The organism is Desulfosarcina sp., assembly GCF_055467485.1.
Genome location: NZ_JBUOIV010000051.1, coordinates 12,973 through 37,783 on the forward strand (window position 1 = coordinate 12,973; position 24,811 = coordinate 37,783).

The 24,811-nt window shown below is 58.7% G+C and carries 23 protein-coding genes; 8 read left to right on the forward strand and 15 right to left on the reverse strand.

The window, feature by feature from the left end; translation table 11 throughout:
- Positions 1 to 3 precede the first annotated feature (3 nt).
- Entirely contained in the window at positions 4 to 573 is a 570-nt protein-coding gene (locus ACZCED_RS19150; protein ID WP_462972165.1) for a helix-turn-helix domain-containing protein, read from the reverse strand.
- Positions 574 to 758: 185 nt separating this feature from the next.
- Between ACZCED_RS19150 and ACZCED_RS19155 the strand changes: the two genes are divergently transcribed.
- A complete protein-coding gene (locus ACZCED_RS19155) occupies positions 759 to 1,556 on the forward strand; it encodes a glycerophosphodiester phosphodiesterase (protein ID WP_464861458.1) in 798 nt (265 codons plus the stop codon).
- 138 nt (positions 1,557 to 1,694) lie between these two features.
- Here the strand turns inward: ACZCED_RS19155 and ACZCED_RS19160 are convergent, their stop codons facing one another.
- Entirely contained in the window at positions 1,695 to 3,023 is a 1,329-nt protein-coding gene (locus ACZCED_RS19160; RefSeq protein WP_462972163.1) for an MFS transporter, read from the reverse strand.
- A gap of 117 nt (positions 3,024 to 3,140) precedes the next feature.
- Here ACZCED_RS19160 and ACZCED_RS19165 point away from each other — a divergent pair, with 117 nt between their 5' ends.
- The 7 genes from ACZCED_RS19165 (at position 3,141) to ACZCED_RS19195 (ending at position 12,489) form a co-directional block, all read left to right on the forward strand.
- The gene (locus ACZCED_RS19165) at positions 3,141 to 6,143 is read left to right on the forward strand and encodes a PEP/pyruvate-binding domain-containing protein (protein ID WP_464861459.1); all 3,003 of its coding nucleotides are present in this window, start codon (positions 3,141 to 3,143) and stop codon (positions 6,141 to 6,143) included.
- Positions 6,140 to 7,399: a hypothetical protein gene (locus tag ACZCED_RS19170; protein WP_462972161.1), complete on the forward strand. Its 1,260-nt coding sequence runs from the start codon at positions 6,140 to 6,142 to the stop codon at positions 7,397 to 7,399. The genes ACZCED_RS19165 and ACZCED_RS19170 overlap by 4 nt, the downstream gene beginning before the upstream one ends.
- 138 nt (positions 7,400 to 7,537) lie before the next feature.
- Positions 7,538 to 7,696 (forward strand): hypothetical protein, encoded by a 159-nt coding sequence (locus ACZCED_RS19175; RefSeq protein WP_462972160.1) that lies wholly within the window; start codon positions 7,538 to 7,540, stop codon positions 7,694 to 7,696.
- A gap of 260 nt (positions 7,697 to 7,956) precedes the next feature.
- Positions 7,957 to 8,379 (forward strand): DUF2914 domain-containing protein, encoded by a 423-nt coding sequence (locus ACZCED_RS19180; RefSeq protein ID WP_462972159.1) that lies wholly within the window; start codon positions 7,957 to 7,959, stop codon positions 8,377 to 8,379.
- 5 nt (positions 8,380 to 8,384) lie between these two features.
- On the forward strand, positions 8,385 to 9,836 hold the full coding sequence (locus ACZCED_RS19185) for a diadenylate cyclase (protein WP_462972158.1): 1,452 nt from the start codon (positions 8,385 to 8,387) through the stop codon (positions 9,834 to 9,836).
- Between the two features lie 87 nt (positions 9,837 to 9,923).
- Positions 9,924 to 10,838: an AAA family ATPase gene (locus ACZCED_RS19190; RefSeq protein WP_462972157.1), complete on the forward strand. Its 915-nt coding sequence runs from the start codon at positions 9,924 to 9,926 to the stop codon at positions 10,836 to 10,838.
- Between the two features lie 268 nt (positions 10,839 to 11,106).
- Positions 11,107 to 12,489: a VWA domain-containing protein gene (locus ACZCED_RS19195; RefSeq protein ID WP_464861460.1), complete on the forward strand. Its 1,383-nt coding sequence runs from the start codon at positions 11,107 to 11,109 to the stop codon at positions 12,487 to 12,489.
- Between the two features lie 320 nt (positions 12,490 to 12,809).
- On the opposite strand, the gene ACZCED_RS19200 is transcribed toward ACZCED_RS19195, so the two are convergent.
- From ACZCED_RS19200 to ACZCED_RS19260, 13 genes are all read right to left on the reverse strand, one after another.
- Positions 12,810 to 13,031 (reverse strand): hypothetical protein, encoded by a 222-nt coding sequence (locus ACZCED_RS19200; RefSeq protein ID WP_464861461.1) that lies wholly within the window; start codon positions 13,029 to 13,031, stop codon positions 12,810 to 12,812.
- Positions 13,032 to 13,259: 228 nt separating this feature from the next.
- The gene (locus ACZCED_RS19205; RefSeq protein WP_464861462.1) at positions 13,260 to 13,703 is read right to left on the reverse strand and encodes a Fe-S-containing protein; all 444 of its coding nucleotides are present in this window, start codon (positions 13,701 to 13,703) and stop codon (positions 13,260 to 13,262) included.
- 14 nt (positions 13,704 to 13,717) lie between these two features.
- Positions 13,718 to 14,884 (reverse strand): ABC transporter permease, encoded by a 1,167-nt coding sequence (locus ACZCED_RS19210; protein WP_462972153.1) that lies wholly within the window; start codon positions 14,882 to 14,884, stop codon positions 13,718 to 13,720.
- Positions 14,868 to 15,200 carry a hypothetical protein gene (locus ACZCED_RS19215; RefSeq protein ID WP_462972152.1) on the reverse strand — a complete coding sequence of 111 codons (333 nt, stop codon included), beginning with the start codon at positions 15,198 to 15,200 and terminating at the stop codon, positions 14,868 to 14,870. Before ACZCED_RS19215 ends, ACZCED_RS19210 begins: the two co-directional genes overlap by 17 nt.
- 47 nt (positions 15,201 to 15,247) lie before the next feature.
- Positions 15,248 to 16,216 carry a c-type cytochrome gene (locus ACZCED_RS19220; protein WP_464861463.1) on the reverse strand — a complete coding sequence of 323 codons (969 nt, stop codon included), beginning with the start codon at positions 16,214 to 16,216 and terminating at the stop codon, positions 15,248 to 15,250.
- Between the two features lie 3 nt (positions 16,217 to 16,219).
- Complete coding sequence (locus tag ACZCED_RS19225) at positions 16,220 to 18,130, reverse strand: 4Fe-4S binding protein (protein WP_464861464.1); 1,911 nt, start codon at positions 18,128 to 18,130, stop codon at positions 16,220 to 16,222.
- Positions 18,131 to 18,199: 69 nt separating this feature from the next.
- Positions 18,200 to 18,871, reverse strand: a complete 672-nt coding sequence (locus ACZCED_RS19230) for a plastocyanin/azurin family copper-binding protein (protein ID WP_464861465.1) — start codon at positions 18,869 to 18,871, stop codon at positions 18,200 to 18,202.
- 73 nt (positions 18,872 to 18,944) lie between these two features.
- On the reverse strand, positions 18,945 to 20,387 hold the full coding sequence (locus ACZCED_RS19235; protein WP_462972148.1) for a hypothetical protein: 1,443 nt from the start codon (positions 20,385 to 20,387) through the stop codon (positions 18,945 to 18,947).
- 13 nt (positions 20,388 to 20,400) lie between these two features.
- On the reverse strand, positions 20,401 to 21,402 hold the full coding sequence (locus ACZCED_RS19240) for a hypothetical protein (RefSeq protein WP_464861466.1): 1,002 nt from the start codon (positions 21,400 to 21,402) through the stop codon (positions 20,401 to 20,403).
- A gap of 4 nt (positions 21,403 to 21,406) precedes the next feature.
- Positions 21,407 to 22,084: an ABC transporter ATP-binding protein gene (locus ACZCED_RS19245; RefSeq protein ID WP_464861467.1), complete on the reverse strand. Its 678-nt coding sequence runs from the start codon at positions 22,082 to 22,084 to the stop codon at positions 21,407 to 21,409.
- A 110-nt stretch (positions 22,085 to 22,194) separates the two neighbouring features.
- On the reverse strand, positions 22,195 to 22,686 hold the full coding sequence (locus ACZCED_RS19250) for a nitrous oxide reductase accessory protein NosL (protein ID WP_462972145.1): 492 nt from the start codon (positions 22,684 to 22,686) through the stop codon (positions 22,195 to 22,197).
- A gap of 139 nt (positions 22,687 to 22,825) precedes the next feature.
- Positions 22,826 to 23,344: a nitrous oxide reductase accessory protein NosL gene (locus ACZCED_RS19255; RefSeq protein ID WP_464861468.1), complete on the reverse strand. Its 519-nt coding sequence runs from the start codon at positions 23,342 to 23,344 to the stop codon at positions 22,826 to 22,828.
- 77 nt (positions 23,345 to 23,421) lie between these two features.
- Complete coding sequence (locus tag ACZCED_RS19260; protein WP_462972143.1) at positions 23,422 to 23,616, reverse strand: hypothetical protein; 195 nt, start codon at positions 23,614 to 23,616, stop codon at positions 23,422 to 23,424.
- Positions 23,617 to 24,811: the final 1,195 nt, after the last annotated feature.

The following is a 24,811-nucleotide window of genomic DNA, read 5'->3' on the forward strand; positions in this document are numbered from 1 at the left end:
CTCCTATCGGGGAATGTAAAGCACGGCGTAAATGGCTGCCGGCTGGGCCCCCTTGCAGCTGACATAGTGAGGCACGATGGAGTTGTAATAGATGCTGTCGCCGGCCTCCAGCACATAGGTCTCGGTCCCGTAGCCGATCTCCACCCGGCCGGCGTAGACCACGATAAACTCCTCACCCTCGTGACTGGACAGGTCTCTGGCCTTTTCCGATTCCGGCAGGAGCTCCACGTAAAACGGCTCCATGTGCCGGTCGCTCTTGCCGCTGCCCAGCGAGTAGAACTTCAGGGCTACGGGTTTGTCCTTGCCGCGCAGCATACTCAGTTCCTGCTTGCGCTCATCCCGCCGGACCACCAGCGGGTCGCGGCTGGTCTGGTCGTCAAGGAACGTGCCGAGCCGGACATCCAGGGCCCGGGCGATCTTGAGCAAAGGCCCCAATGAAGGATAGACGTCGTCTTCGATAATCGTGGAAAGAAATCCGGTTTCAAGGCCTGTTTGCCGGGCAAGGGATTCCAGGGACAGATCCTGCTTGGTCATATACGTCCGAATGCGCTGCCCTACTTTCTCTGTTTTCATTTAATCGATCTTCTCCATGGTTGCCATGTCAACGGGTATCGGTTACAAATGACCGGCTGTTTTTTTAAATGGGAATGTGATAAATTGCCCAAAAAACAGCAAGCCGTCCCTATAACCCAAACTACCGCACAGGCAAAGGCTTTTTTGGTCCCGTCATGGATCAGGGCCTGAATCGAAATTCAAGGATGGAAGAACGGATCGAAAGGATTTTCCACCGCCTGGTCGATGGGATCTATCGTCGATGGCCCCGTCCGGCCCCTCCACCCCATCTTCTCAGATCCTGCCGCATCATCTCCCACCGCGGTGAACACGACAACCGCAACCGGTTGGAAAACACCCTGGCGGCGTTTGACGCGGCGGCCGATGCCGGCGTATGGGGCATCGAACTGGACCTGCGCTGGACCCGTGACCGGGTTCCGGTGGTATTCCACGACCCGGACACCCGCCGCTTGTTCGATGACGATGCGCGGATCGATGAGATGGCGCTGGCCGCCATCCAGGAAAGATTCCCCCTGATCCCGACCCTTGCGGAAGTGGTCGACCGGTACGGCGGCCGGCTGCACCTGATGATGGAGATCAAGGCCGAACCCTACCCGGCACCCGCGGTGCAGTCCGGCCGCATGCAAAAACAGCTCAAGGAGCTGGCTCCCGGAAAGGATTTTCACCTGATGGGCCTGCATCCCGGCCTGTTCGGCCATTTCACCTTTCTGCCGGCCAAGGCCTTTGTGCCCATCGCCCGAATACGAATCGACCGCCACAGTCGCATGGCGAAAGCCAATGGTTGGGGGGGCATCGCCGGCCACTACCTGCTGGCGACCAGTGGCTTGATCGCCCGCCATCATCGGCTGGGCCAGAGTGTCGGCACCGGTTTCGCCGACTCCCGGCGCTGCCTGTACCGGGAGGTGGCCCGGGGCGTGGATTGGATTTTTTCCAACCGGGCGGCGAAAATGCAGGATATTTGTGGACGGGGGGCTGAAGACTGATGTCAGACGCCAAAAAAACCGGCCGCCGTGCGAAGTCGCACCATCCAGGTCCCTGTCCCTGAAATCCATCGTTCGGGTTTCCAATGACTGACATCAGACTTCTGTTCTCTGGTTTATGTCCTCAGACACCTGCCTGTTCTATAGCATCGCCGCCTGCGCCCTACCCTTCTCCTCATCGACGAAATAGAGCAGAATGGCACCGGCGGCAAACAGGATCAGCACCGAAGCCATGCTCCAGCGGGCAGCCAGGGCACCCACCTGGACCAGATCCGCAGCCGTCGGTTCTGCCGGCATAAGTATCCGGCGCATGAGCAGCCCCACCCCGCCCACCAGCACCGGGCCGATGATGGCGGCAAATTTGCCCAGCATGTTGTAAAAGCCGAAAAACTCTGCCGGTTTGTCGGCTGGAATCAGGCGGGAGTAATAGGAGCGCGAAAGGGCCTGGATCCCCCCCTGCACCAGACCGATGACCACCGCCAGCACGTAGAATTCTTCCTTGCGGGTCATGGTAATCCCCCAGAAGGTCGCCGCCACGTATACGCCGATGGCGATGTAAATGCCTTTTCGCGGCCCCAGCCGCTGGCCCAGCCGGCCGAATACCAGGGCCGCCGGAAAGCCCACGAACTGGGTGACCAGAAGGGCCAGCAGAAGGTCGTTGGCGGCAAAACCCAGGCTCATGCCGTAATCCACCGCCATGCGGATGATCGTGTCCACACCGTCGATGTACAGCCAGTACGCACATAAAAACAGCAGCACGGTCTTCATGTGCCGCACACGGCCGAAGGTGTGCCGGAGCTGGGCAAAACCGCCGGACCAGATGCCGGCAGTGGCGGTGCGCGCCGCAGCCGCCGGCGTTTCGGGCACCCAGAACAGGATGAACAGGGTGAAAAAACCCCACCATAAGGCCACGCTTAAAAAGCCGATCCGGACCGCCTGGCCGGCATCGGCCAGACCGAACCGCTGGGGCATGGTGACCATCAGCACGTTTATCAGAAAAAGCAGCCCCCCACCCAGGTAGCCCATGGAAAAGCCGAAGCCCGATACGAAATCGACGTCCCTTTCTCCGGCCACTTCAGGCAGCAGGGCATCGTAAAAGATATTGGCTCCGGAAAAACCGATCACGCCCATGGCATAGACCACCACCGCAAAAGCCCATTGCCCCTGGCCCACGACGTAGAGAGCGGCTGTCATCAGCACCCCCAGGTAGGCAAACAAGGCCAGAAAGCGCTTGCGGGCGGATCCCCGGTCGGCCACGGCACCTAATATCGGTGCGGCCAGGGCCACCAGCAGACCCGCGACGGCATTGCCCAGCCCCAAGCGGGCCGTGCTCAGGTTGACGTCTACGCCGGCGCTCCAGTATTGTTTGAAAAAAACGGGGAAAAAGCCGGACATCACCGTGGTGGCAAAAGCGGAATTGGCCCAGTCGTACATGGCCCAGCCCCAAACGGCCTTTCTTCGTGATTTCATGACAGTCGTGCTCCTTGGACCGGGGGTGTTCATTTCCACTTGTAAAAAGGGGCCGTCAACCGTATCTATATAGAGTGGCCCGATGCCCCGAACCCACTCCAGGAACGCTTGATTCGGATGGATATGAACAGTGACGCCCCAAAACTGCCGGTATTCTTCCCAAATGAGGATTTCGACACTCACTTTAAGGTATTCCACGAGTTGATGTCAAACAAGGTGTTCGAGATCCTGCTGGTAGCCAGCCCTTACGACGCCTATATCCTGGAGGAAGACGGCAGCCTGGCGTCCAAGATCATCAATGAATACCGTGGGCTGAACCTCAGCCGACCGCCGCGGATTACCCAAGCGGCCACTGCCGCCCAGGCCATGGAAATGCTGGCCCAAAAGGAGTTCCACCTGGTTATCGCCATGCCCCACCTGGACGACATGGACGTTTTCGACCTGGGGCTCCAGGTCAAACGCGCCCACACCGACCTGCCGGTGGTGCTCCTGGCCCACAGCGTGAAGGGAATCTACCCGCCGCCGGAGGGCAAGGACCTCTCCGGCATCGACCAGACCTTCATCTGGTCCGGCGATTCGGACCTGCTGCTGGCGATCGTCAAGAGCATGGAAGACCGGCTCAACGTGGCCGCCGACACCCGCAAGGCAATGGTGCGGGTCCTGATCCTGGTGGAGGACTCTCCCCTGTACACCTCCTATTTTCTGCCGCTGATCTACAAAGAGGTCGTCAACCAGACCCAGGAAGTGCTGGAAGAGAGCCTGAACCAGGAACACCGCCTGCTCAAAATGCGCGCCCGGCCGAAGATCCTCGTCGCCGAGACCTACGAACAGGCCATCTCTCTGTATCGGCAGTACGCTGATTATTTGTTCGGCATCATCTCCGACACCCGCTACCCCAAGGGCGGCACGATCACGGCCGACGCCGGCTATTCATTCCTCTGCGAAGTCCGCAAGGCGATCCCCGACCTGCCGCTTCTGCTCATCAGCAACGAGCCCCAGAACAAAGATCTGGCCGCACGGGTACCGGCTACCTTTTTGGACAAGAACAGTGACGATCTGCTGGCCGAAATCCACCAGTTCTTTTTGGATGCCCTGGGATTCGGTGATTTCGTCTTCCGGCGGCCCAGCGGCAGCGAAATCGCCCGCGCCGCCAATCTCAAAGCCCTGGAGGAGATCCTGCCGACCGTACCCGATGAATCCCTGCTCTACCATGCCACCCGCAACCGTTTCTCCAACTGGATCATGGCCCGCGGTGAAATCGCCATGGCCTCGCGCCTGAGAAAAGCCAAGGCCGCCGACTTTTCCAGCGCAGACGACATCCGCCAGTATATCATCACCCACATCCACGCCCTTCGCAAATGGCGCCAAAAAGGCGTGGTGGTGCATTTCAATTCCAAAGACTTCGACCCCGAGATTTCCGATTTCGTGAAAATCGGCAAGGGTTCCCTGGGCGGAAAGGCCCGGGGGCTCGCCTTCGTGTCCAACCTGCTGCGCCGGTCACCCAGCCTTCAGGAACGCTACCCGGATGTCACCATTCAGGTGCCTCAGACCCTGGTGATCACCACAGAAGGATTCGACGCCTTTATCTCCCACAACGGGCTGGAACCGTCAGCCATGACAAACGATTCGGACGACCAGATCGCCAAGGCTTTTCTCGCGGGAGACATGCCCCCCTGGCTGACGGAACAGTTGAACCGATTCCTGGAAGCCGTACACCAGCCCTTGTCGATCAGGAGTTCGGGGCTGCTCGAGGATGTTCACAACCACCCGTTCACCGGCCTTTACAAAACCTACATGGTGCCCAACAACCACCCGGATTTTTCCATCCGCTGCAACCAGCTGATCACTGCCGTGAAGCTGGTATACGCCTCCACCTGGTTCCGGGATCCGAGGCGTTTTTTAAGCGGCACCGCCTACCGGATCCGCAGGGACCAGATGGCCGTGATCATCCAACAGCTGGTGGGCAGCCGGCATGGCGCGTTTTTCTACCCGGACATTTCCGGTATCGCTCAATCCAATAATTTCTATCCGGTGGCTCCCTTGAAAGCCGAAGACGGCGTCGCCCGCATCGTCATGGGATTTGGCCGGGGCATCCCCGAAGGGGAACCGGCGCTTCGTTTTTCACCGAGGTATCCACAGGTACTGCCCCAATTTTCCAAGGTGGAAGACATCCTGGCCAACGCCCAGCGCCAGTTCTGGGCCCTGGGCATGGAAGGGATTCCCGACGGCCTCTACTTTGAGCGGGGCGTCAATGTGGAAAAACGCCACGTGGACGACGCCGAGGCAGAAGCACCGGTACAGCGGCTGGCCGGGACTTACGTTCCGGCTGAAGACCGTATCCGGGACAACGTACACATCCCCGGCAGCCGGGTGCTCACCTTCGCGCCGGTGCTCAAATACGATAGTTTCCCCCTTCCCGGACTGCTCAAAGACCTTCTGGCCATGGGCAGGGACGGAATGGGCTGTCCCGTGGAATTCGAATTTTCCATCAATCTGACCGGCAGGACCGATCGTAAGGGAACCTTCAATATCCTCCAGATGCGACCCATGTCCGCCGGAGAGGATCAGCATGACGTGGAAGTGACCGATGAGGATGCGGCCAATGCCCTGTGCTACACCACCCAGGCCCTGGGCCATGGCCGCAAACAGACCATGGCCGACATCGTCTTCGTCAGGCCCGACACCTTCGACCCCGCCAACACAGTGGCCATCGCCCAGTCCATCGCCGCCGTCAACCAGAACCTGCTCGATCAACACCGCCCCTACCTGCTGATGGGTCCCGGACGGTGGGGATCCTTTGACCGATGGCTGGGGATCCCGGTAAAATGGCATGACATCAATGGGGTGGGGGCAATGGTGGAAATTCGCAACGACACGCTGAAGGCCGACCCATCCCACGGGTCCCATTTTTTCCAGCATATCACCGCCAACGGGATCCCCTACCTGACTGTCTCCGAAGGAAACGGCGATTTCATTCGTTGGGACGCGCTTCAGGCTTTGTCGATCGTGCTCTCCAACCCGCATCTGTGCCATGTGCAGCTGAATCAGCCCCTGGTTCTCAAATGCGACGGAAGGCATTCACGGGCCGTCGTCCTGCTGGAGGAGTGCGCGACCGGATGAAACCCCGTCTGTTGAAGCTGCTGGTGTTCTGGCTGGCCATCGGCACCCTGATCGTTGCCGCCTGCGGCCCCTTGCCTCCCCGCCGGTTTGTACCCCCGACGCATCAGACATCCCAATTGACCGATGCCGAACAGATCGCCGGCGACACCCTGGCGTACCTTATGGAAGTGGTGCTGGGCCGGGCCGGTGACCCGGTGGAACGCTCGGCCTGGGCCACCCGGGGACTCGATCTCCCCCTGGACTTCGACCTGGTTTCCAAACGGATGCACGGCCCAGTACCCCTGCGTGCAGAACTGATGGTGCTGGACACCAACATCCTGGGCCTTTCCGAGGTGCTGTATCACTATGACCGCCGTCTGAATCTATTCAAGGGAAAAAGAGAAAACGACAGCCTTTACCCCTGCGCAGAACTCATGGCCACCCGCCTGTTTCTGGTCCACAAGCTCAACCGGGGCGAGAAGGTCGGCCTGGCGGCCATGATCCGCTGCAAATCACTGTTTACCCCGGGCAGTCGTGATGCCAGGGAGGCGGAACTGGCCGCCATGAACCTCAGCGACACGGAATTCAGATTCCTCAAGGCGGTGTTTCAATCGGAACCGGCCTTTTTAAGGTACATGGAACATCCGTTTCTGGTCAGCACCTTGAAACGAATCGGTGCGGTCGAGCAGGACGCCTTCACCCTGTCGGCTGACCAGTCCGCCAATTACCGCCGGTGGGCATGCCCATCGGGCAAGCGGTTGCACCCATCGCCGGTGACCATCGCCATTTTGCCATCCATGAATCCGATGTTCGATGCATCTCACGGACCTGCCGGGACGGTGACCCCCTCCCCCGACTACCAGAACGTCTTGGATCACATCAAGAAGGCGATATTGGACGGAGTGGCCCGAAAACGCCTGGGATCGGGCCAGGGCTCGGGTATTGACCGGCTGCCTGTCTTTTTCACACCGCAAAGGCCGATGGCCATCCATCCGGGGAATGCCGGCCGGGTTATTGAAGAGGTTTGTCCGAAAGCGGATTTCATATTGATTTTATTAGGTAAGAATGTCTATCGCGCCATTCATATCGATCCCGAGAACGACATTTATCCCCACGAAAGACGGATTTACCTGGATGTGGACGATATCCGCTACCAGCAGATCGACGACGACATCGAAACCATCGTCAGTGCCATCATGCCGGCATTGAGCGCTGCCGCATCCGATCATCCCTTCGAACCCGGCCCTCTGCTCCCGAAACCATCGCCCGTGCTATAACCGGAGGCATCATTCTTTCCTAAAGGAAATCCGAAAACCGACGATACCAGAATCAACGAACCACGATAGTGGCGAAGCGACATTCACCCATCGTGTACATGCACAGACTCGCTGTCACCATTCAAAGGAGCGCTGGCCGTGGAGAGAAAAAAGGAAATCGTCTTTTTCGATGATCTGGGTTTCGGGTGGTTGGTGGATGCAGAGACACTTCGAAAAATGCGCGATCGGGAGTCAATCCAACAGGTACTGATCCAGCGGTCCCTGGCTGACCTCCTGCGCAAAAGAGAGCCCTTGTAACACCAGGCCCGCCTGTTTTATGTCCGGGTCCATTTCCCACGGTATGGCCACGCCTTTCGCCTCCCATCCCCTACCGTTGTCCCCGAAGGCCCCTTCGGTGCTTTGGCCGAGCGATTTCCCGCTGAAGCCCCTTCGCCAGTTTTCTCATGGTCCCATGCCATGCGCATCGGCCTGACGGCCATGGTGGAGAATGTCGGACGGTCCGCTGCTGATCTTGTTTTCCTCTTGAAAAAAAAAGTGATTGCGCTACTGTGGAGCCCATGAAAAATACGATCGAAAAAATGGGCTGGATCTTTTTCATCGCCGTAGTGCTTGCCTCGCCAAAGGCGTTGTGGGGCCAGGACGCGAAGCCTGGGGCCAAACTGGCGCTGGTTCGAGCGGTCATGTGCGAAACCATTCAGGAATATGCACCGGCCAATCCGGCAGTCGTTTTTTCCATCGACCTGGGACGGGTGTCGTGCTTCACGGAATTCGATCCGGTCCCCGAAAAAACCTACATTCACCACAAATGGTACCAGAATGACAGCCTGGTCACCGAAAAACGTTTGACCATCAACCCACCCCGCTGGGCTTCGTTCACCAGCGTGCAGCTGAGGGAATCGGACAAGGGGCCCTGGCGGGTTGAGGTTACCGATGAAAACGACACTATCATGCGCACCCTGCGCTTCAGCATAACGGATTGACCCCCATGGACCCGTTGATTCCTTTTAGCACCGGGCTGCGCTGGCAGGACATCGTCGACATCCTGCTCAACAGCTATATTCTGTTCAGGCTTTACGTACTATTCCGGGGCACCAATGTGATCCGGATGATCATGGCCATTGCCATGCTCTGGATGATCGAGCGCCTGGCGGTCAACATGGGCCTGATCGTCACCAGCTGGGCCATGCAGGGCATCATCGCCGCCGCCGCCCTGATCGTCATCATCGTGTTTCGCAACGAAATTGCCAGTGTGCTGCAAACCCGTGATTTCAAATCCTTTTTCTGGGGTTTTCCCCAGCGCCAGGTTCAGACGCCGGTGAACATCATCGTTGAAAGCGTCTACGAACTGGCCCGCCGCAAGCTGGGCGCACTGATCGTCATGCCGCTGCAAAAAAGCATCGAAACGGTCGTGCAAAGCGGCATCCCCTGGCAGGGCAAGCTCTCCCGGGAAATGCTGCTCAGTATTTTCTGGCATGGCACACCGGTGCACGACGGCGCCACGATCGTACAGGGAGACCAGATCGTGGAAGTGGCGACCATTTTGCCCCTCTCCAAAAGAACCGATCTGCCCGCCTACTTCGGCACCCGGCATCGCGCCGCCGCCGGACTGACCGAGCTGACCGATGCCGTGGTGATCGTGGTCTCCGAAGAGCGCGGCCACGTCACGGTGTTCAAGGACGATTCGATCATCCATATCAAGGATAATATCGAGCTGAGCACGGTGTTGCGCGAATACACCGGCGAGGTGACCATTACCAACGGCCTGAAACGACACACGGTGGAGTTGGGCATCGTCGCCATGATCTGTCTGGCCAGCATTACCGGCATCTGGTTCAGTTTTGCCCGCGGCCTCGAGACCCTGGTTTCTTTAGAGGTTCCCGTCGAATTCATGAATCGGGATCCCAAGATGGAGATATTTGCCGCATCGGCCAGCAGCGTCAGGCTCCAGCTCAGCGGCTCGGGGACGCTGATCAAATCCGTGCGTCCCGACCAGGTGAAGGTGAAGCTCAACCTGGCCAATGCGGTAGCCGGGAGCAATCAGGTGCCCATCGCCCGGGACAGCATCGCCCTGCCGCCGGGGATCCAGCTCAAAAAGGTGGACCCCCAGGCACTGGAAGTCACCCTGGATCTGCCGGTCGAAAAAACCCTGCCCGTCCAGGCGAACTGGACCGGCAAGCTGGCCGAGGGACTGATCATGGAAGATGTCCGCCTGGTTCCGGATAGCGTTAAAGTGGTGGGCGGCAGCCTGATGCTCAAGAACATTCAGACCATCTATACCGAAAAAATCCCCCTCGAAGGCATCGCCACCGGCGGCACCGCCACGGTGAGCTTCGTACTTCAGCCTTCGTCGCTGAAGCTGGAAGATGGCGTCAGAAACCGCGTGGACGTGATCTACAAGGTCAAACGACGCCCGGCGCGACCGGCAGCCGCATCCTGACCCCCACTGCCCACGACAGGTCCGTGACCCGGATTTCGCAGCTGCCGGCCCGCTGCGGCCATCGATTAAGCAAGGAGCAGGAAGAGCATGTCATTTCCCAGTGTTGCCGACACCCTCACCCGGCTGGAAACGGCCGGATACATCTGCACCCGCGAAATTGCCACGGTCGTTTTTCTGGCCGCCCGTACCCAAAAACCGATTCTGGTTGAAGGGCCTGCAGGGGTAGGAAAGACCGAACTGGCCAAGGCCGTGTCGCAGGGCCTCGACCGAGAAATGATTCGCCTCCAGTGCTATGAGGGTTTGGACGAAGCCAAGGCGCTCTATGAATGGGAATACGCCAAGCAACTGCTCTATACCCAGATGGTCAAGGACAAGATCAGCGAGGTGGTGTCCGGCGCAGCCAGCCTGCCCGACGCGGTGGATCGCATCGCTCGCCAAGAAGACGCCTTTTTCTCCGAGCGGTTCATGCTGCAACGCCCCCTGCTGAAAGCCATCCGGTCCGATGCACCGGTCGTGCTGCTCGTCGACGAAGTCGACAAATCCGATCCGGAGTTCGAAGCCTTTCTGCTGGAAGTCCTCAGCGACCACCAGGTGACCATTCCTGAACTGGGCACGTTGACGGCCATCCATATTCCCTTCGTGGTGCTCACCTCCAACAGCTACCGGGACATGAGTGACGCGCTCAAGCGACGGTGCCTGCACCTGTATATCGACTACCCGGATGCACCGACGGAACTGGCCATCGTTCGCAAGAAAGTACCCGTCATTGCCGACGCCCTGGCCCGCCAGATGGTGGACGCCATGACGCGGATCCGCCGGCTGGATCTCAAGAAAACTCCCAGCATTGCCGAAACCCTGGACTGGGCGCACGCCCTGGTAGCCCTCCAGGTGGAGACCCTCTCTGCCCGGGTAGTCACCGATACGCTGAACGTCATCTGCAAGCACAGAGAGGACGCCCGTCAGGTCCGGGACCAGGTTAGGCAGGTGGTCAATTTCAGCTGATCGACACAACCAGAAAACAACCAGAAAAAAGCAAGGCTTCAAAAAAAAGGGTTGGATATCCTGCGGCCCCGACGGATGCGAAAAAAACCGAGGTCAAGGCTTGCGGGCCGAGATAGCGAGCTTCAGCGAGCGAACAACACATCGCCCTTCATCCTTACGGCGAACATGCATGTTCCATCCTTAAGGGATGATGCGTTCTTTTGGTACGCTGCAGTGACGAGGGATGAAGCGTAACGCAGATATTGGGCTTTTTGCGAATCCGTGAACAATGGTCAACTTGATTTTACAGTTTGTTGCCTGTGCCCGTGCCGCCGAACTGCGGGTCTCCACCGCCGAAGTGATGGATTGCCTGGTCCAGATCCGCCTGGTGGACGTGCTCGACGAAAAACAGGTGTACGCCGTCCTGCGGGCCAATTTCGCCAAAAGCCGCCGGGAACAGCGCCGGTTCGACCACCTTTACCATCTCTTTTTTCACGAACTGCAGGTCGATGCGGACGCAACCGGCGCCGGCTCCCTGGCCGTGCACAGCGACGCTATCCGGGACAGCCTCGGGGCGGTTGCCGGTGACCATCCCGAACTGGCGGCGATTGCCGATTTCATCGTCGGGGAGCCGACGACTTATCTGCAACTGCTCCAGGAGATCCAGACCGACGGTGACAGCCGGCGCCAGGGCCCGGGAAGCAACCTGGGCGCGCTGGTGCGCCGGTTTCCGGTGCTTCGTGCCCTGAATCGCGCAGCCGAGTTGGTGGATCGGTATTTGGCCGAACATCGGGATGAGATTCACTGGGAAACCCGCCGGCAGGTCCAACGGCACCTGAAACAGCGGATCACGGTTGCCCGCAACCTGCTGACCCGCGAACGGATGACCGACAGGCCCATCATCCGCAGGGCTACGACCGCTGACGATCGTACCGATGCGCTGGGGAACCTGGCCTTCAACGCCCTTTCTCCGTCCGAGGAGAGCCGGCTGCGCGAGGCTATCGGCCAACTGGTGAGAAAACTCAAGGACACGGTGGGCCTGCGCTATGCCGCCAGGAAGCGGGGCGTGCTGGACGTCAAAAAAACCCTGCGCCGGGCCGCCCGTTATCAGGGGGTGCCGGTGGAGATCATCCGTAAAAAAAAGCCCCCGCGCAAAGCACGGATCGTGGTGCTGTGCGACATTTCCGGGTCGGTCTGGTCGTCGGCGCGGTTCATGCTCAACATCCTCTATTCGCTGCAAGCGTGTTTCGACCGGGTCAGAAGCTTTGTCTTCGTGGCCGAAGTTGCCGAGGTGACCCGCTTTTTCGAAAACCACAGCGTCGACCGGGCCATCGAAAAAGTGCTCACCGAAGCCGGCATCGACTATGGTGCATCCACGGATTACGGGTTGACCCTGCGCCGGTTTCGCCGGCATCACATGGACGCGGTCAACAAGAAAACCACGGTCATCGTCATCGGCGACGGCCGGTCCAACTATGCCAACCCCGAAGAACGGATATTGGAGGAGATCCGCGAGCGCTGCCGCCGTCTGGTCTGGCTCAACCCGGAAACGGAACAGTTCTGGTACACGGGGGACAGCGAGATGCGAACCTATCAGTCCATCTGCAACGAAGTGTGGCCCTGCCGCAACCTGAACCAGCTCTCCGCATTCATCAAGGACCTGGTGCTGTGAAGGCTCAAAGAATATATCCACGCGCGCTGGACGCAACCCATATCAGGGTCGTCAATTCAGGGGTGGGAACCGACAGCAGGTTCTTCACACAGGGAGCGTGAAGGGCCTACAGGAGTGGTATGCGGTTCTTTCAGCCGGATGTGCCATTTGCAGGCAGGATAATCGCAGCGGTTGCACGCATCAGGCTTTAACAGGGCGTTGAAAAACGTCATGAGCGCAGGCAAGACCGGGCAAAATTTGGCGAAAAAACGGAGTTTATGTGCGATAAATGAGCATTTTGAACCAAATTTTAACGCTGTATGGCCAAGCGCAACAGTTTTTCAACACCCTGTTAATGCAGTCACAATCGTCAGTTGCCGGGCATTCCGGCCGTAAAGTGAATCACGCGGGCGAAGATCAATGAACGGCCGTGCGACTGCGATCAGGCCTGCGATCGGCACCTCGGCGGTCATCTCGAGAACGCCGACCGGGGCGCACCCTTCTTTCCGGGATATGCGCGGCGTAGGTGAACTGTCGGCGATCACGCCAGTTTCTTCGCCCATCGTTATCGGCTTCGTTGTCAAATTCAACGGTCATGGCACAAACATCGAGATGGTGGCTCCGATGTCCTTGTCGTAGGTTGGTGTGATAAGATGATCGCGGCACTTTCGATACATGAAACGGCGCAGGGTGCTTAAGACCAACCGGAGGCCGTTGTGCCGGAATGATGGTGCGATATCGTTGCGTCGGTCCTCCGGGAACTTGCCGGCAGGTCTCCCCAGGCGCTTTTTTCAGAAAAAGCGGCTGCCTTTTTCCAACCCGGATCGCTTGATCAGCATGTGTTGTCCGACGACCCGACTTTTCAGATTGATGGGCGCACAAGCGCCGATATAGTCCCAGAAGACGTCAGCCAGGTCGTAGCCGATCCGGCAGGCGATGCACACGACCTGGTTGCCCTCATGAACGTAGCCCAATTTATATTTATAGCAGCTGTAACAGGCATCGAAATGGGCCTGCAATTTTCCGGTACCGTCGGTGCGCACGAAAAAATTGACGTTCTTTCCCTCGTGTTTGAAGGTAAAAAAATGAACCCCGCCGTCGTTGACAGCTGCCAGTGGGATGCTGACCAGTTCGCCGCGCGGAACGACGACCGGGTGTTCCGGTGCCTGCCGTCCGCAGCCGGTCAGCATCGCAACGGCCAACCAGAGAGCAATAAAATTTAGCGAGGTCGGCATGGCATGAAATACCTTCATGCACGCATGACTGCGTCGGGGTCGGTGACGGCTGCCTTCCAGGAGGGGACGATCGAGGCCATCATGTAAGGAACCACCGACAGAAACAGGACCACCGCGATCAAATAGATTTCGGCGTGGGGGGTCAGCCGGAATTGTGGAAACAGCACCGACCATCCTTTGAGCATGGGAATAAACACCGTACCGCCGAAATAGAACACATGCACGTGGGCAGCGATGATCCCGGTCAGAAAACAGACCATCGAGATGCAGAAGCCTTCCCAAAATTTGAGCTCCAGGATGTGGCTAACCTCCCAACCGACAGCCTTGAGAATCCCGACGGTGCGCCGGTCATCCGCGCTCATTCCAGCGGCCTTGTCGAAGGCAAAAATGGCGAAGGCGGCGAGACAACCGGCAAATGCGGCGACCATGACACCGCTGCGCCAATCGAACAAGGCGTCATAGGTTTTCAGAATTTGCTCCCGGCTGATCGGCCTGGCATCGGGCAGGGACTCCTGGATCTTGCGGGCCACGGTGTCGATCTCACGGACATTGGGAATGCGGGTCACCAGATCGGTGGCGGCATCCGCCGGTATAGCGAAGATTTCGCGCCAGTCCGCCACCGGTAGGACGATCAGGTCATTGGTCAACAGTTGGGAGGACGATTGAAAGATCCCCTTGACGCGCAGTACATAAAGATTTCCGTCGGCCCCCTTGACTGGAATGATGTCACCGGGGTCCAGCATGCGGGCGTCGGCAACCCCCTGACCAACGACGCAGCACCGGCGATCGGGCTCGGTAAAAAAAGAGCCCTTCAACATGTTCCTAACCTCCGCCGGCATGAGGTTAGCACCCATAAAGGTGTAGTTGGCCCTGGTGGGTGGATCGTAGTAGTAGCCCCAATAACGGGGGGAAACACTTGCCACCCCGCGGATATTGGCGATGGTTCGGCAATAGGACAAGGGGATCCAGCCGTGCCGGCCGGCGGAAACCCGTTGCACGATCAGTTCCGGGGTCTGATCGAACAGCAGGCTCGCCTCTTTTTTGAGCGCCTGGGAGAAAAATAGCACCGACGCGAGAGTGAAGACCACAAAGGTGTACACCACCACCACCGCCATGTTTTTCAGTTTATGGCGCAGCAGAGTCGACAGCGCAAATTCGAGTATCTTAAGATGTCGGGTCATTGCTTTGCTCCCAGTGAGCGCTGGATGACGGTAGCCGAACCGGAGCCGGCAAAGGCGCCAGGATCCCTTCGGGAAAGCGTTCCAGAGCACCCATACCGTCCTGAAAGGCTGAAAATAAGTCTGCCTGGGACGGGTGCCGAGTGTAGCGCGCACCGGTCCAGATGGACAGGTCCGTCAACTCGAATGCCTGAACCAGTTGCCGGTTACACTGGCGAGCGGGAGCCGTCCGGTCCACCGCAAATTTTCCGGCGGTTACCAGAAACACGAGGACAACCACCTCCAGGGCGATTAAACATGCAAAGCATCGGTAGCGCATCTTTTTAAACCTCCATTCTCCGTCATGCCCCGATCGATCCATCAGGGTCATGTGTTGCTGCTGAGATTGTCTTCTTCGACTTCATTGTCCAGTTCTGCAGCCAGGGAGACAAAATACCCCATGATAGCGCTGATCTGACGGGGAGTGAGCTTGTCTTGCCAGGCCGGCATGTGCAACGGGGGATCAGGCCCCGCCATGTCCAGGCGCGCCGCCTGTTTGCCCTTTTCGATCAGATCGACGGCAGCTTTGAAACGGGCTGCCACCAAAGGGTATCTGGTAATATCGGGCGGCTCATCCGGGTCTGCCGGGTCAACACCTGTCCGGACCAAGTTCAGGAACGCCTCCCGGTCTTCCTCGTCGGTCAGAAATAGTTTTTCGGCGGTGCGGTTGTGGGCCGGGACGGAGCCCTTGATGTAATTGTAGTTTTCAATCCCTCCGCGACCCGCGACACCGTGGCAGGTCACACAGCCCATGGACTGGTAAAGATATTCGCCCAGCGCGATCGCTGCGGATTCAGCCGGCCGTTCGAAAGTCGGTAAGCACAGGCTGCAGGTTATCGGCGGAGGGGTCGCCGGTTTCTCACCGAGCGGGGTCACCACGATCCAGCCCTGCATGTAAAAGTGGCATCCGCCGCACATGGAGGTGCAGTAATACTGGAACACGCCGGCCTTTTTGGCTGTAAAGCGGATCTTCTTTATGTAACCGGGCTCCACGTCAACCGGTCCGATGCCGAGGGCGGGCACGTAAAACTGGTGAAAAACATCGGCGCTGAGGAGCCGCAGCACCACCTTTTCATTCAGTTGTATATGGATGGTCGCCGGTTCAAAGGATTTCCACCAGTAATTTAAACCGTTGACCGTTTCCAGGGTCCAGGCCCCCCTGGCCCCCACCCCGGTGATATTGATGACGCGTTCGCTGGTGCGCAATGGCCAGGCCATTTTCTGGTTGACGAATACCAGGCCGGGGACAGCTGCCAGCACGAACAAAACGCATATGACGGCAAGTTTTTCCTTCATTTTTCAACCCGCAAAAAGCTTGATAAAAGCCATGACAACCACGGTGCAGACGATTGCCGCAGGGGCCAGGCTCAGCATAGCTGCTTTGCGATCCTCCCAAAGGGATGCGGCGATCGCATATCCCCGTTTCAGTGAAAATGCCAAACCAAGGAGCAGCAGGGGTATCTGGATATACACCATCAATCCGGGGTAAAGGGGCTTCCAGGCGGTGTTCGCCGTGCCGAACAGGTTCCAGCCCCAGCCCAACGGATCGGAGGCAGTCGCCAGGATGTAGGACCAGTTGACCATGATCAACGGGAAACTGAACGCCGCCCAGGCCGTCAGCCCCAACGGGACCAGCAGGAAGGCGTAGCGCCGGAACAGCGTCTTGACGTCTACGCCGTGTGACCCGGCCAGGCGCCTACCTGCAGCACAGGCCGAAAACCAGATTCCCGGAAAAATTAGCAGCGAGGCGATCCATATAATGCCGGCATAAATCAAAAATCCCTGCCAGTCGCCGACTTCGCTGATGTTGGCCCAGGCCTTGACCGTTCCCCAGGTCCCCAGCAGGGTCACGGAGTACACCAACGCCACGGTGACCATGATCAGGGCCTTGAAAGCCTCGTCAGTGCCTTTGATGCGGGTATCCGCACAAAAAGGCCGCAGGTTGATGGTCATATTGCCGTTGGGACAGGTCTTGATGCACTCCATGCACATGCCGCAGTAGTTGTTGCGCTCGAGTCGGCCCGGATGGCAGCCCCACGGGCAGCCCCATCCCGAAGGTCCCCCTGCCGCACAGGATTTGCTGCGGCAGGATCGGCAGACCGCCGCATCCCTGGCACGCACCTCCACCACGGCGGCCATGGAATAAAGGCTGAGAAATCCGCTGACAGGGCACAGATAATTACAGAACGATCGCTGCCGGAACACAGCCGCCAGCACGGTGGCCGTCAGGACCAGTCCGAGCAGCACCGCGGCGGTGGTGACCGGTCGGGTGACCAGGATGGCGCTGATGGTGCACAATCCCAGGAACAGAATGTTCTGGACCCAGATGTTGGACAACCTGACCGGCCATTTTTTATACCCCCGCCACATGATGCGTGCGTCCGGACGCACGCCGATCAGGCGTCGCCGCTGGAACCACTCGCCAAAAAATGGAAACGGGCAGGCCATGCACCAGATCCGCGCGCCGAAGGGCAGCAGCACCGTAATCAACAGAAACCACCACAGGATCCAGACGAAGGTGATAACGATGTTGCGGTTGCCGATGGGCGACCCCCAGAAACCGGCAATGATGAACAGCACGAACAGGGCCAGCCCCGGCACATAGAGGGCAAACGGCAGCCAGCGCCGCCGGGCGAGCCAATCAATCGGGGGTGCCGCCCGCAGTAAATCCAGGCGTCTTGTGCCGTCCTCAGGCGGTGTCCGTTTACCGGTCGCCATCAGGAAAAAGCCCGCCAGCAGAATACCCGCCGCAGCGCCGATTCCTGCCCGAAACGGATAATTGGGCTCGACGATCAGTTCACCCTGCATGAACGGATGCAAGGTGCCGCAGGTCACCGAGCAGCGGTAGCGGTATTTTCCGCAGCGATCGGCCTGGAACACCATTTCCTCCGCCGGTGCGTAACCGGCTCCTGCAGTCCCCCGGCCCAGGTTGAACAGGAGCCGACCCGGATAGATATAAGCGTTCAGGTCCTGTCCTTCCATGTACAAGCCGTGCACCACATCCCTGGAGGCCAGGCGCAGGCGAACTTCGTCGCCACGCCTGACGACAATCCGCGAGGGGTGGTAAGCATACTGTTCGGCTTTGATGGTAAAGCACCTGACCCCGTTATGCGGCAGGTCGGGGCCGGGCCACATGCAGAAACCCGCGGCAGCACCCAGCACCGCCATCAGGGCGGTGATCCAACGAATTATGTTTCGGGCGGAGAGCACGTTGCTTCCTCAGAAACCGTTGACGAACTTGATTCCAACGATTGGCCTGTTTCCCAGGGCCAGGTTTCTTTACTCAGCGTATTTTGCCCGTGTGATCGCAACGTCGACGGTCGTGGTCTGTCCCGCCGCCACGGTCACCCGGACATTACCGGTCTTCATCTTCAGTTTTTTGTGCCAGACCTTGAGCATGTATTCGCCGGCCGGCACCTGCCGGATGGCATATTCTGCAATCTGCGTTTCGGGGTTAATTTCAGCCATGGTGAAAAAGGGGTGCTCCAGCACCAGAATGTAGGCCGCCATTTCCAGGTGCAGCTGGCACAGGGTGATGACCAGTCCGGTTTTCTCAAAGGTGTGGCTGACGCTCTGCCCGGGACCCCAGGTGCCGATATCCAGGGTCTCGCCCGTGTCGTCGTAGAGAAAATACACGTTGTGGCGGTCGTGGTCGCTGTTGAGAAAGTCCACCGTGGTGCCTCGCTGGACTGCCATCACGTGGGGGATGAACACCAGCCCCCGCTGGTCCATGACCGCATGCTCGACGGGCGGCGGGTAGTCCGCGGGCGCCGTCGGCTCCAGGTAAACCACCACGTCCTTGAAGCTCTTGGCGCCGTGGGTCTTGACCTCGGTCTTGTAGACGTCGATGATCCCGGCAACGGTTCCGGTACCGGCCGACTGTGCGGCACCAGCGGCCATCAAACCGCCGACCGCAGCGATCATCAACAATCGACAAACAAGGTTTCTCATCCACGCCTCCCGCCGTGGGGGTCGACCGTTGTGACGCCCCCATGAAAACCAGTCATTGCGTCTCTGACAGCCGTCAGAAGGCCGCCGACAACAGCACGAACAGGGTGCTGTCGATCCCTTCTTCGACCTTGGCGCCGTCGGTGTAGAAGGTGCCTTCGACGTTGAGGGCTATATTGGCCCGGATCATGGCCTTGCCCCCCACGATGATGCGCGCGCGGTCCTGGTCGTCGTCCAGTCCGGCCACACCGGAGGGAAGGTCCAGGGTCAGCCCCTCGTAGCGCACATAGGGGATCAACCACGGGTAGACGAAATAATAAGCCTCGGCCAGCCAAGCGCCCGAGTCCACCGAATTCGTCGAAAGCACCCCGTACGGGTTGTCGTTGCGGCCCCACATGTAGCCGGCGCCCACCGTCAGGTCCCCGTATTTGGCCTGGACCCCGGCGCCCAGCCGCCAGAAATCGTCAGCGGAGGTGCGGGTCAACCCGGTGGCGTCTTCGACCTCGATGTCGGCGGTCCCCCGGTAACCGAACAGGGAAACCATCAGGTGGTCGTCGCGCCAGAACTCCGGGTCGGCGGCCAGGGGGCTTTCCCCTTTGGCGGCGGAGCCGTCCATGGGCAGACCGCCGATCTTGTAAGCACACTGTAAAAAGAAGTCCTGGGGTGATTTTTCCCCGGCACCCACCACGTAAAAGTCGCTTTCGGGAAACTCGTTGACCGGGTTCTTGACCTGGCTGCTGACCCAGCCCCCGGCATACATCCAGCGTTTGCCGACGCCGTTGACCTCGATGCCCGACAGGGGCTGCAGGGTAAACGGGTTGCCCTGAAAGGCGTTGAGCCCGCTTTGGGACAGGTTGACCTTGGGCATGGCCCAGGTCGAGTATTGATAAAAATGGGTGGTCAGGTTGTTGGCATCCCTCGCGGTGTAGATTGCCATGCCCTGGGTGCCGACCGTGCCCACCCGCAGGTTGAGCACGTTTTCGGGACCCAGCAGGTTCTGGAACTGGAGCCAGGCTTTGGCCGTGATCCAGGACTCCACCTCGTTGCCGCCGAAATCCTTGGAGATGTAAATCACATCCCCGTAAAAGGAGAGCGACTCGCCCATGGCATCGGCCGCCACCAGTTCGATCTCTTCAGGCAACAGGAACATCATCGATTCGTCCCGGCTGCCGTCCAGGTCCACTTCTCCCAGAAAACGGCCGACCATCGACAAGGGGATTTGGGACGGAATGGTCGAGGGCCAGACCGATTTGGGCCACAGGCGTTCGTAGGCCTTGTCCCCCATTTCAACCGGCTCTTCCTTGCGGTAGACATCGTCATCGACAAATCGGTACCCACGCATGCGAAAACCTTCGCCAACGGCATTGCGTTTGGGAAACGCCTCGTGACAGGTCACACAGCTGGTACGGTACTTGCGGGAGAAGTAAGGCACGGTCCACCCCTCAGACGCCAACACCAGCACGATCAGCATCGATGTACAAAAGATCCCGATGCCGACCCCGTTTTTCATGGTTCTCATGTCGCCCTCCTGTTCAATAGCCTGTGAGTGAAAATTCGGAAAACACGATAGGATAGGTAACCCGCAGGGTGAAAAGGCCATAGCCCAGCATCGACACCCAGCAGAGCCGCTTCTGGATCTTCGGGATCATCCCGGCCAGCGACATCCGCGTGCGGAAACGGCCGATGACGCCGATGCTGGCACCGGCAATGGCGCCCACCAGCAAGAATGCGTAGAGAAAGTAGCCGACGAAGTGATATTCTTTCTGCAGCATGCAGAACGGGCAGTGGTGCGTGGGCATCTCGTACACATACAGGCAGAAAAGCGATATCAGCGCCGCCAGCGACAGGGGAAAAACAGCCACGCTCAAAAGGCCGTAAAGCCAGTCGTGCTGGCCGGTCCGGGTGAACCACGCGCCGGCGGCCAATGTGAGGCACATGGCAAAATAAAAGTTGCCGGCGGCAACCGGCGCCGGCAGGTGGGCCACCCCGGCCGCCACGCCCCGGCTCCCTTCGCCGAAAAGGGTTCCACAGCAGGAAGTCAGGATCTGCGGATCGAGCCCCGCCAGGAACCTGACCTGCAATATGCCTTCGACCACCAGCAGCAGACCGATTCCCAGCAGGCAGACATACTTGAACCGGATCAAGGGGAAGTCGCAGGCGCGACCATCCACGTGGTTGATGACGAGCCACACGCCGCAGCACAGGAAACTGGCGGTCCGCGCCGCCAGGGTCAGGTGGCCGAATGGGTTCACGTTCAACACGCCGGCCGCGCACATGGCTCCGGTGAAAAAGGTGTGCAGCTGGTTGACTACGGCGATGAACAAAAACAGGGAGACCAGCTCGATGACCAGCACGTGGCTCATGATGCTCGAAACCAGGTAAGTTTTGCGCTCCAGCTGCAGCTGCCCTTCTCCGGCACTGTCGAGGTCCCACTGCCAGATGATCCGTAATCCCACCCCACAGGCATACAGCGTGAATACACCCACCAGGAACGATGCGGCGATCAGGGCAATGACAGCGGGATTGATCAACATGGCATCACGCCTCCTCGACCAGGCGGCCGTAGCGCATCTCGATGACACGGTCGACCACGCCCGACTTGAAAAGAACCGGGTCGTGGGTGCCCATCAGGATTGTTTTACCCTGGCCCTTGAGCCGGGCGATGATCTCCAGAAACTGCCGGGCCAGGTCGGTATCCAGGTGGGCCGTGGGCTCGTCGGCGATGATGCACGCCGGGTCGTTGATCAGGGCCCGGGCAATGGCCGTGCGCTGCTGTTCGCCCCCGGAAAGGCTCTGAACCGGCTCATGGGCCTTGGCGTGGATCTGGAGGCTTTCCAGAAGCGACAGAGCGCGCCGCCGAACCCGGCCCAGGGGTATGCCCCCCGGGTAGCCCGGCAGCATGACGTTTTCCAGCACGGACACGCCGTTGACGAGGTTGAAGCTCTGGAACACGAACCCGAAAGATTCCCGTCGGATCCTGGCCAGGAAACGCTCCGGCAGGCGGGTCACCTCGCATCCGCCGACCCTCAGTCTGCCGGAGGTCGGCCGGGCCATGCAGCCGATGATGCCCAGCAGGGTCGTCTTCCCGGACCCGCTGGGGCCTTTGAACACGCTGACCTCATTGAAGGCAACCTTCAGGTCGATGGCCTGCAGGGCCGTAAACCGGTTGGGTTTGCCGGCGTTGAAGGTTTTGGAGACACCAGACAGTTCGATCATGGCCTAATCCAAACCGGTGGTTGAAGGTCATTGAATTTTTAAAAGCTTGCCAAATGGTAGGAATCCTGACGGTCTATCGTTCTGCCTGGATCCGCAGCATCAGGCGGATCTCAATCCAGACTGTTCACCAATTCAGGCGTGACCGCCGCAAAGCCCAGCATCTGCCGGCCGCGGTGGTCCTGCATGAAGGTTTGTGCATCGGCCCTGCTCGCGAAGGGGATCAATTCACGACCCATGGGGCCGTATATGTCGCTGCCCACCACAAAAATTGCGCCGGTGGCGTCGATGGGTTGCATGGTGTAGTAATCCGTCACGTAAACAGCCGCCACATCGTCCGTCGACCTGGCGGGATGGTACGTTGTCATCCCGAAGTAATATTTGAAGAAATCCTTGACCCCGTCGAAAAACACGGTCTCCTGATCCCGAAAACGGACCTGGGCCACCCAGTCCGGGTATTTGGCCACGAACATCCCGCACACCGGGCAGCGGTCTTTGCCTGCCGGCGACAGCGCTGGCAGCGATCCGGCAACTGCCGTAACCACCAGCCCCGCCAGCATGAGCAGGATGCCCATCGAGCCAGTCCAGGTCTTCGTTCTCATCATGCATTCCACCTGCCCATAACTAGGGTCATACCCACTATTAAAATGGATTCAAATCCAACGTAGACGCCGCCGTAACACCGGTTAGCCAACCGGTTCGGCCGCACCCTTCGGGGACCGACACCCGGTCCGCATCGTCATGTCATTTACTTTTCATGGCGCGCATTTTCTTTCGCTTGTCGCGGATCATCTGAAGGTCGGCGTACATATCCTCGAAAGTCGCTCGGATCGCCGTCTCGAATTCGCCAATACTGCCGCCGTGGGCACTGACGAACCCCAACGCGTCGGCCTCGGAAGCAAAGGCCCATTTGGCGCGTTTGGTCATCACGCCCATCTGGTCCCCACCGGTTATCCAGCGGGCCGTCTCGGCATCGATCAACTGCCGGCTAGTGTAGTCGGCCACCTTGATACTGACCGGCGTTTTGTCGATCTTTAGCGACAGGTCGATGGCCGCGCAGTGCAGGGAACATGTGCCCATTGCCGTGCCGTCTTCATAGGTAACGAGCACCCGGGAGTGGGCAAAGCGGGTGCGGTCCATTCCGCAGTATGAGCAGGACGGATGCGTGACCTGATCCTCGTCCGCCGACGCTGCACCGGGAATCATGACGACACAAAACAAAACGATCGACACCGCGACCCTCGAAATCCATCTGGTTTCCATTTTACTCCCTCCGATTGCATATTGATTTTGTTTGCGATCCTTTTTCCAAAGAAGGCCTCAACCCCTTCATTTTTGATTTACGTATATTTCAATCTCAGATATCGCTGGTAAATGGGACACTGTCTGAAGTCTCTCAGGCAGAATTGAACCGCCTTGGGAACGTTCTGACTGGTCAGGTTCATGCAGTAGCAATCCGGTTCAGGATCATAGAATACCGGGCAGCTGTCTTCACCGTCACCCCGGTCCGATGTCCATTGCGTTGAGTCAGTCATAGGGACCCCTTTCCCTGTCAGCCCCGACACGCTTCCGTGAACGCCGAAAAAACATCACAGGACCGCAGGGCCTTGCCAGGCATCGCCTGTAAAACGTAAGCCAAGAACCGTGCCATTGTTGGGTGAAAAATCGGCTGACAGCCGCAATGAGAATAAAAACATACGATTTCGGAGGTTTAAAATTCGATTAGTCTTGCCCTCGAGCCGTGCCGGCCGGGGAAAGAACCTGTGACATGGCACACCCGGTGATGACACAACCTGTGCCGTGCCACACTTCACTGCGGGCGAGAGGCCTGAGGATCGTCGGCATGGAGCAGGTGGTTTTCCAACCGCGCCTCCGCTGGCATGATTGAAATCGACACACGGCAGGACACCCCGGAGAGGAATGGTTCCGAAATTGCTTCTGGCGAACGTTGAGCGTCGGCGACGCATACTGGTGAATGTGGACGGAAAGAAGAGAAAGCCATTCTGAAGCTCAAGCGACGGTTGTTTCGATGTGAGAAAAGTCTACTGCTCTAAGTGTTGCCGATTCTCAGGGTCGGAGGCCATCAACGACTTCCGCCCGAACCCGCCCGACGCCATCTTACGCTTATCAAAATGGTACATGGCACAAACTCTGCCGCCTCAGTCTGTGCCATGTCACAGCTGACTGCATGTCACGATCAAATGCGTTGATCTTCCGACATTTCTCATATCCAATCAATATTACAATCAATTCTGACTTTCTTTAAGACTGGGGGCGGTCCGGTTCCGAAGTGGTATGTTTCTTGACATGCACATATTCAGCACAGGTCCGATCAGGCGCGGCGAGGCGTCTTTCTCACCGGTCATCTAAGTCAGCGCATATAGAGGCTGACAGAGGCGGCGTCAATCCTGCCACAGGGCACAGAAGGGCGCGGCAGCGTTTGACGTATTCCAGCCAACACAAAAAACAATTGGCGGCACCCGATTCGTTCTCGCGTCTCCGGTCCAAATGTTTTCTGGAGTGACGATCGGCCGCTGTAACCAGACATGATGAGAGGAGAGAACCATGGTTAAGATGACAAAAATTATGCTGTTGCTGTTCATGGCGCTGAGCTTATCAATCGGCAGCGCCGGGGCGGTCGAGAATCCGGTCTGGCCAGTGGAGATTCCCTTGGCCTACAACGACGGCGATATCGCCGGTCTCTGGCACAAAGTTGGCGAAGGTGTAGTA